Origin of the sequence: Pseudoalteromonas sp. TAE79 (assembly GCF_000498015.1) — a bacterium.
Classification (GTDB): Bacteria; Pseudomonadota; Gammaproteobacteria; order Enterobacterales; family Alteromonadaceae; genus Pseudoalteromonas.
Genome location: NZ_AUTL01000211.1, coordinates 1 through 8,387, shown reverse-complemented (window position 1 = coordinate 8,387; position 8,387 = coordinate 1). Strand labels below are relative to the sequence as shown.

Genomic DNA, 8,387 nt, shown 5'->3' with positions numbered 1-8,387 from the left:
AGGGGTTTTGCGCCCATCCCCTCGAAATTAACCTTAGTCTAAATTTTTAAGCTTTTTTCTAACTCTAATTACCGTACTTCGACTAACTCCAACTGCTTCAGCCGTTTTATTAATACTAAATCCAGCTTCAGTAAACGAGGCAATCCTATCATGAGCCTCTAAATCAGGCTGACGACCGTGATAAAGTCCCTTTTGCTGTGCTTTTACAATACCTTCTTTTTGCTTACGTTCACGTTCTCGATATTCTTTATATGCACTGGCCGCTAATATTTCTAACAGCATATTATTAATAGCACTAAGTATTGATCTCATAAAATCATCACTTGGAAAACTGCCAAATGTTAAATGACTGGTTGGTAGATCTAAACTAACAACACTAATTCCTTTTTCATTTATTGAGGCTACAAGAGTTTTCCAATCATCAGGGCTTAGCCTTGTTAAACGATCGATTGATTCAACTAACAAAACATCACCGGACTCTGATTCATCCAATAAACGAATTAGCTCTGGTCTATCTAAAGAATTACCAGATTTATTTTCTATATAAAAAGAAGCAATTCGTTTGCTGAAGCCAGAAACGAATTTTTTTAATGAGCTTTTTGCTCTATTTGCATCTTGCTCAGAAGTTGATGCTCGTAAATATGCTCTTATGAACATTTTTGCCTAATTAGGTCTATTTAGATGGTGTCATATCATATAGGTTTATTTAAGTGGTGTCATTACGTAATTGCCTGTGATATATTAACAGTATCTTTAGGGTGTACTCATGTAGAACTGCATGTAATAACACTAATTTGGACTTTGATAATGAAAAAGGATAAACCATACATTGTTGTGGTTTAATATTGTTGTAACAACGGTAACTTTACTTATTTAATAGAAGAAAAAACAAAATCAATTAGCGATGTTTAAACTGGTATTCATTGATGGTCACTTTAATTAGATATAAAGTAAGTAAACAAAAAGTCAGTAAGGTAATTGATAACGTGTCTAAACGAACCATAAGTATGTTGGCTAAAGAACTGAGTGTAAATGTCGAAACAATTCGCTTTTATGAACGCAAAGGCTTAATTAAACAACCACCAAAGCCTATGCAGGGCTATAGACATTACCCGAAAGAAACGGTAAATAGAATACATTTTATCAAGCGTTCTCAAGAATTAGGTTTTACGCTAAATGAGATTGAAGGGTTACTTGCGTTAAACGATAGTCCATGTAGTAAAGTACAAGAATTAGCTAATAAAAAACTGATCGCAGTACAAAAAAAGATGGCTGACTTGTTGTTGTTAGAACACGCTTTGGAAGAACATTTAGGACAATGCCAAAATAATGATGACGATAGCCACTGCCCAATAATTGATTCGTTGCAACCGAAGTAAATGATTCACTTAACTACCATTTCCCACTAAAACAGCATATCCAATTTTACTTCTGCGCCTTAATTCAAGTTAGCTTATTCCCCGTATCTGTCGTAGCAGATTATCAAAGATAAATTTTTTATAAATCACCCTTGACTCCGTACTTAGGTACATGCAATACACTTGCATTATCACTTAATGAGGTATCTATATGAATCAAAAAGAATCAAACCTTCCAATGATAGGAGGCATCATAGCAGCATTAGGCGCAGGCGTATGCTGTGTAGGTCCTTTGCTCCTGTTATTACTTGGGGTAAGTGGCTCATGGATTGGTAATTTAACTGCATTTGAACCCTATAGGCCATTATTTATCGCATTTGTAGTGTTGTTGTTTGGTTACTCAGGTTGGAAAATTTACCGTCCTGTAGAAGAGTGTGAGCCGGGAACGGCCTGTGCAATTCCTAAGAAACAGCAACAACGAAAAGTCATTTTCTGGCTGAGCGTTATAGTTGCGACAATTTTAGTGACCAGTAATTATTGGATACTTTTGTTTGCTTAATATACAGATCAAGAAATTTATAACATTTTAAAATTTGGAGCTAATTATGAAAAAATTATTATTAACCGCACTGCTTTCACTTTCTAGTTTTGGTGCTTTTGCTGAAGTAAAAACAGTTACACTGGAAGTGCCAACGATGAACTGTGCGACATGTCCAATCACAGTTAAAAAGTCATTAGAAAATGTTGATGGCGTTGAAAATGCGAAAGTTACCTACAAGCCTAAGCTAGCTGTTGTTTCTTTTGATGACACTAAAACCAACATCAATGCATTAATTGCAGCGACTACCAACGCTGGCTACCCTTCAAATTTAAAAAGTGAAAATAAGTAATGTTTAGCCCCTTAGAACTAGTTACGCGTATCGGAGATAAAGCAGGCTCTATAGGTGCACTTGTTTCGGCAATGGGATGCGCCATGTGTTTTCCCGCGATAGCTAGTCTTGGTGCGGCAATTGGGATGGGATTTCTTAGTCAGTGGGAAGGGGTATTTATCAATACGTTGTTACCACTGTTTGCAGTATTAGCGCTGGCAATGAATATCTTAGGCTGGTTTAGCCATCGTCAATGGCACCGTAGTTTTATCGGTTCAATTGGCCCCATTTTGGTTTTACTCTCTTTATACCCTTGGTTCCAGTACGGGTGGAGTTCATACGTTACTTATACGGGGCTAGGACTAATGGTTGCTGTATCAATTTGGGACATGGTTTCTCCTGCGAATAAACGCTGTGATGATGAAACTTGTACCGCTTAACTTTTTAAGAGGAATAAAATATGTCAACGAATAGTTGTTGCTCGTCAAATGACATCCAGCCAGAACAATTACATGTAGCCATTATTGGTAGTGGTTCAGGGGCCTTTGCCAGTGCGATTAAAGCAGCAGAAGGCGGAGCAAGAGTTACTATCATTGAAGGAGCCGATGTAATCGGAGGTTGCTGTGTAAATGTCGGCTGTGTTCCTTCAAAAATATTGATCCGTGCTGCGCAATTAGCGCATCAGCAACGTACTAACCCGTTTGATGGTTTAGAAAATATTCAGCCACAACTTAGCCGCTCCTTATTAGCACATCAGCAAAACGCTCGCGTCGAAGAACTACGCGATGCTAAATATCAACGTATTTTAGAGAGTAATCCCGCGCTATCTTTACTTAAAGGTTATGCACGTTTTAAAAATCAAAATACCTTGCTAGTTCACAAGTCTGATGGTAGTGAAGAAGAGCTGGTTGCAGATCGCATTTTAATTGCAACAGGCTCTACACCAAGCATTCCGCCAATTAAGGGTTTAGTTGATACACCTTATTGGACATCAACAGAAGCCTTATTTGCAGAAGAGTTACCGAGTAGTCTAGTTGTCATCGGCTCCTCCGTTGTTGCTCTGGAAATTGCGCAAGCTTATGCCCGTTTAGGTAGCCGTGTGACAATTCTAGCCAGACATACCCTTTTATATGCTGAAGATCCGTTATTAGGTGAAAAACTGGCAGAGTGCTTTGAAAAAGAAGGTATTAGGGTACTTAATAATACGCAAGCAAGTCATGTTTCTTATGATAGCAATGGTTTTTCATTGGAAACTAACGAAGGAACATTAATCGCTGAAAAATTGCTTATCTCTACGGGTCGCCATGCAAATACTGGAAAGCTTGGTTTAGAAAATGTTGGTGTTGAAACAGATAAAAGTGGTGCCATTGGTGTTAATAGTATGATGGAAACATCAACAGCTAACATTTATGCCGCTGGAGATTGCTCCAATATGCCACAATTTGTTTATGTTGCTGCTGCTGCCGGAAGTAGGGCTGGAATTAATATGACAGGTGGAAATGCGCAACTCGACTTATCTACCATGCCTGCTGTTATATTCACCGACCCACAAGTTGCTACGGTAGGTCTAACCGAAGTACAAGCTTCAGCGGTAGGAATAAATACGATAAGTCGTGTACTTGATATGGAAAACGTACCAAGAGCTTTAGCAAATTTTGAAACGGATGGTTTTATCAAGTTGGTAGCTGAAGAATCCACGGGAAAACTGATAGGCGCACAAATTTTAGCCCATGAAGGCGGAGAACTGATTCAAAGTGCGGCTCTTGCTATTCATAATAAAATGACAGTCGAAGAATTGGCAGGTCAACTATTTCCGTATTTGACGATGGTTGAAGGATTGAAGTTATGCGCTCAAACCTTTAGCAAAGACGTTAAAGAGCTATCTTGCTGCGCAGGGTAATCATTTAACGGTAATGTACTTACAGAAATGTTAATGGAGTGCCAATTGATTGAATGTAATCAAGATATCTTAAGGCATTCCATTAACAACACAAATTGGAAGCATGCTAAATCATGATTAAATCTAAGGTTGAAAACATTCCTGTTGGTGAAGTCAGTTTTTTGACAGAGATACCTGACATCAATAAGTTCATTAGTAGTGATGATGATGCGTTGGATTTTCCTTTGAGTATTTCTCAACTGGCACTAGCTGCACAAACATCTGTCCATACGGTAAGAAATTATGTTCTTGAGAACTTAGTACACTGCGAAGAAAAAACTAAGTCAGGCCATTCACTTTACGGCTTATGTGCATTAAAGAGATTAAAGTTCATTCGAGCAGCAAGGGCGGCAGGTCTTCTTGTAGTTGATATCAAGCCATTACTAATGGCAATAGATGCAGGAGAAAGAAAAGTTCCTGAAGACATCCAAAAGCTGCTACTTACTAAAATCGAGCATAGAAAAGTATTTTTAAATCTAGTAACAAACCAAATTGAAGAGTTTTGCAATTAGAACAATTATAGAACAGTTCATGGCTCGACTAAAAACTTGTTAGCTTATCTGTTTTCTATCAATGTTAGCTTGTATATATCAAGCATATAGAATATCAACACCTCCAATTTTTAATGGCACTTTGATGCGCAGTACCTTTTGAATTAGAAATACAAACAGATGGCATTCTTTAACTTATTGATTTTACATCACTAAGTAAACCAGCTAAGTCGATTTCTTTGCGGTCTTTATTAAAGGCATATTCCCCATTTAGATTAATGTGTTGCCAAGCAACAGGTGAAAGCCGAGAAATAACATCAACCACATCTTGCCTACCGTTCCTCTCTTGGATTTGTAAAAATGCCGATAGTAACGCGGAATTATAATAAATAATGCAATTTGAAATGAGTCGAGCACAATCGTTCCATTGTGATACTTGGTAATCATTCCCCCCTCGAAATTTATTGCCATTAACTGAAGTAATAGCACGTTTTAACTGATGGTATGCTTCACCTCTGTTCAAGGCTTGCTGGACGTAATGACGCAACGTTGAATTATCAACATACTCCAAAACATAAATAGATTTAATTAAACGGTCGTACTCATGCAATGCTGACAATCTTCGGCTCTTGCCGTTACTCAACTTTCTAATGATTGTGCTTTGAGTGGTGGTTTTACGACTCAATGAACAAACAATATGCTGAATATTGTCCCATTCTTCAGCAATTAGCTTATGATTAATATCTTTCTTTAATTGAATACGGCCTCCGTTCTCTTCAGTCACTTCAAATAGCTCAAAAAACACCTTTTTCATTTTCGCGTATCGAGGGGCGAATGTGTAACCAAAGAAATCTAATATAGCGAAGTTAACATTATTGGTACCATGCGTATCGGTCGATAAGGTATTAGGCTGTATATCTGAAGAGTTGTTATAGAGTAAGTCAAAAGCAAAGTGACCTTCATATTCGTTAGCGCCAATGACTTGCGTACTCACCGGAACATGATTAGAAACCAATGTTAATGCTGAAACACCTTTACCTTTGGAGAAGTACTTAGACGAATACCGAGCCTTAAACGTATTTATGCGACACTCAAATTTTTGACCATCAATGCTTGAAAACAACTGATTATCGTCCACATGGTAATAGGCAAATATTGGCAACGTGGCTATAGCATTAGAAACCTGATCATTAGACGTTTTGAGTGTTTCATATCTGACATAACTATCATCTACACTGCGTAATTTACCCATTGAACGGTCAGAGATATTCGCCATTTTATATAGGCCGTAATTGGTGCCGTTTGCCAATATACAGGCGATCAGATCTTCTTTATTTACTGGTGATTTTTCTTTAGTTGCTGATATGTGTGTAAATGAATTTAAGTAACCTGTCTTTTGATCAACAAACAACATGAGTTCAACGATACCCATGTGTTGAATTTGATTGTAGAGCGGGTTTTCAATTGTTTGTTGCCAACGGCTGTTAGGAATTGACCACTTGAGTTCGGCTTTGCCAGGAATAAACTCAACATACTTATTATCACCACTAAAGATATGCTCGCTTGCTTCCTTCAGCTTAACTTCTAATTGTTGGCTCTTATCTGCGAGTGTTTGGTTAATCGGTGTTGCCAGCTTATCAAGGCCAGTGTTTTCAATGATTGTCTCTTTTTGCTGCCATTCTTTAGGTTGTATAAGATCTGACGTTAAACTACGGTTATTAACGCTTTCTTTCACCGTTAAGCTATTACTGTGAAATAATTGTTCGGCTTTACGATAAAGGAAATACTCAAATCGATTAGCAATTAATTTGGTATTTTCTCCCTCTAAATACTCTCGGTCATGTTTAGGTACCACATCGATGTTAATGGTTTGGATAGCCTTTAATTCACTAAGTTCAGAATGTGCCATAACATACTGCTCATGGAGTTCATCCTTTAAATGAATGAACTCAATATCGATAGACATAAATAATGAGCGGATAAGTTTTTTAATTTTACTGGATTGTTTATCAATAAATTGCCATTCGTACTGACGGCCATCAAAGTCGTTATTATCTAAGTGATCACTTAACAGTTTAATACTGTCAGCAGGGATCAATTCAAAGGCTTTTTTACGTACATCACCAAAGCTTAAATCATCGTCCATATCGGTATCGATGAAGTACTTTAATAAACTACCAGCGGATTTTAATTTGGTTCTTACAATGGCTACATCTTCAACAATACGCTGCTTTGCATAGCCTTTAGCTGATTCGGTTAACTTCCTTACCAAGTAAATAAATGCAGCAACAAGATTGTCGTTAGTCTCTCGGTACCTGAAGAACAAGTAACAAACGAGATATAAAATAGTTTGGCTATCTGCGTGTCTTCTAAGCTTATAAACGGACTTGTGCTTTACCAGTGAAGCATAGTATTCAAGATTTTTAGGTGATAGCTCCAGTTCAGCAATCAGTGACTTAATTTCTGGATAAAGCGAGCGTATAATTTTATGCGTCTTCAGCTCTTGGGTGATTTGGCTCGTTGAAAAGTCCTTAGCCATTTTCTTTAACTTGGCTAAGTCAGTAAAGGTATTATTTGACTCAAGTAATTTAAGTAATGTTTTTCTGGTACCTGAAGACAAACTATCAAGCAGCACCATTTCAATTCGGTTACGCTCATTTGATAATACCGTAGAAATAGTGTCTTGCAGCGTTGTATAACCAGCTAGCGCTATTCTGTTTTGACCAAAATAAGCAATACATTCATCAAAAACATACCTTGGTTCAAGGTTGATTTTTACAACATCGTTAAGCCTTTTTAATAGCGGCTCTTTATCTAACTTGCTTTGGTATGCTGTAAACCCTGTATATTTTAATAACTTATTAATCAGCTTAGTTTTTGTTGTTGGTGATAAATCCTCAAGAGACATATCTTTATCGCTGAAATACTTGGATCTTACATAATCTAAATCATTACTGACTTGAGTAAATGAGAAATTAAATACTATTGGCCGTGACCTAAAGTAACCAAGCAGTAAGATAAAATACACTCTGGTTTCAATACGTCTTAATTCGTTGACGAGCCTTTGAGTTTCACTATCTAACGAAAAATAATCATCACGATCTTTACGGTTAAAATTGGGTAAGGCATAGAGTTCGTTGATTTCTGATTCGCTGAGAATTTGTATACGCTTGGTGTTTGATGAAGAAATAGTGGTAAGCCTTTCTTGTTATTTTTAATCAGCATACCTTAATCAATGAGGTTAATGTTTACCAGTCAACTGCTTAACATTACCATAAAGCCGATTTAAGCGACTAAAGTGGTAAACTTTTCATAAGATAGTTTACCACTGTGTATTATTACTTAAGAATACTAATGCCGATTTCGAGGGGATGGGCTAAATAATACAAACTGTGTTATTCAAGGGGTGAAGTCCAATGGTACGAAAAGTTACTCTAAGCGTGAAAATTCAAGCTAAGGTTAATTTCGAGGGGATGGGCGCAAAACCCCTGAAAAGAGCGGTTATCATCGGCTGTCCAGCCAAACACGTTTCCGCCAAATACCAGTGGGGCTATCTCCAAACCGGACTTCCCAAGGGGTTTCTTCTGAAGACTCATGATGCCTCCCTCAAAAAACAACTGTCAGTGGGTGAGTCGGCCGGGTGGTCCCGGCCGGCGATTTCAGGCAATGCTTTCCACAATGCCACCTTCAACACGCAGGGCGGCGCCTGTGGTGGCACTGGCCTGGGGAG

8 protein-coding genes and 1 pseudogene are annotated in these 8,387 nt (G+C 37.8%); 7 read left to right on the top strand and 2 right to left on the bottom strand.

The genetic code is table 11. The features are described from left to right. Positions 1–33: 33 nt before the first annotated feature. A complete protein-coding gene (locus L655_RS0115670) occupies positions 34–657 on the bottom strand; it encodes a recombinase family protein (RefSeq protein ID WP_008467336.1) in 624 nt (207 codons plus the stop codon). Positions 658–926: 269 nt separating this feature from the next. Here L655_RS0115670 and merR point away from each other — a divergent pair, with 269 nt between their 5' ends. The 6 genes from merR (at position 927) to L655_RS0115640 (ending at position 4,678) form a co-directional block, all read left to right on the top strand. Then, positions 927–1,379 carry an Hg(II)-responsive transcriptional regulator gene (gene merR / locus L655_RS0115665; protein ID WP_008110844.1) on the top strand — a complete coding sequence of 151 codons (453 nt, stop codon included), beginning with the start codon at positions 927–929 and terminating at the stop codon, positions 1,377–1,379. A gap of 190 nt (positions 1,380–1,569) precedes the next feature. Then, entirely contained in the window at positions 1,570–1,917 is a 348-nt protein-coding gene (locus L655_RS0115660) for a mercuric transporter MerT family protein (RefSeq protein ID WP_008467333.1), read from the top strand. A gap of 46 nt (positions 1,918–1,963) precedes the next feature. Next, positions 1,964–2,248 carry a mercury resistance system periplasmic binding protein MerP gene (gene merP / locus L655_RS0115655; RefSeq protein ID WP_008110847.1) on the top strand — a complete coding sequence of 95 codons (285 nt, stop codon included), beginning with the start codon at positions 1,964–1,966 and terminating at the stop codon, positions 2,246–2,248. Continuing rightward, on the top strand, positions 2,248–2,667 hold the full coding sequence (gene merC / locus L655_RS0115650) for an organomercurial transporter MerC (protein ID WP_008467331.1): 420 nt from the start codon (positions 2,248–2,250) through the stop codon (positions 2,665–2,667). Before merP ends, merC begins: the two co-directional genes overlap by 1 nt. A 20-nt stretch (positions 2,668–2,687) precedes the next feature. After that, positions 2,688–4,127, top strand: a complete 1,440-nt coding sequence (gene merA / locus L655_RS0115645) for a mercury(II) reductase (protein ID WP_024603994.1) — start codon at positions 2,688–2,690, stop codon at positions 4,125–4,127. A gap of 113 nt (positions 4,128–4,240) precedes the next feature. After that, on the top strand, positions 4,241–4,678 hold the full coding sequence (locus tag L655_RS0115640; protein ID WP_008110853.1) for a MerR family transcriptional regulator: 438 nt from the start codon (positions 4,241–4,243) through the stop codon (positions 4,676–4,678). Positions 4,679–4,847: 169 nt separating this feature from the next. On the opposite strand, the gene L655_RS0115635 is transcribed toward L655_RS0115640, so the two are convergent. After that, the gene (locus L655_RS0115635; protein WP_275041153.1) at positions 4,848–7,817 is read right to left on the bottom strand and encodes a Tn3 family transposase; all 2,970 of its coding nucleotides are present in this window, start codon (positions 7,815–7,817) and stop codon (positions 4,848–4,850) included. A gap of 256 nt (positions 7,818–8,073) precedes the next feature. Here L655_RS0115635 and L655_RS1000000127615 point away from each other — a divergent pair. Then, positions 8,074–8,387 (top strand): annotated as a pseudogene (locus L655_RS1000000127615) (hypothetical protein); the annotation flags it as partial.

Coding starts and splice junctions, on each gene's coding strand:
- merP (WP_008110847.1), top strand. CDS start 1,964: ATGAAAAAATTATTATTAACCGCACTGCTTTCACTTTCTAGTTTTGGT.
- merR (WP_008110844.1), top strand. CDS start 927: ATGGTCACTTTAATTAGATATAAAGTAAGTAAACAAAAAGTCAGTAAG.
- L655_RS0115660 (WP_008467333.1), top strand. CDS start 1,570: ATGAATCAAAAAGAATCAAACCTTCCAATGATAGGAGGCATCATAGCA.
- L655_RS0115670 (WP_008467336.1), bottom strand. CDS start 657: ATGTTCATAAGAGCATATTTACGAGCATCAACTTCTGAGCAAGATGCA.
- L655_RS0115640 (WP_008110853.1), top strand. CDS start 4,241: ATGATTAAATCTAAGGTTGAAAACATTCCTGTTGGTGAAGTCAGTTTT.
- merC (WP_008467331.1), top strand. CDS start 2,248: ATGTTTAGCCCCTTAGAACTAGTTACGCGTATCGGAGATAAAGCAGGC.
- merA (WP_024603994.1), top strand. CDS start 2,688: ATGTCAACGAATAGTTGTTGCTCGTCAAATGACATCCAGCCAGAACAA.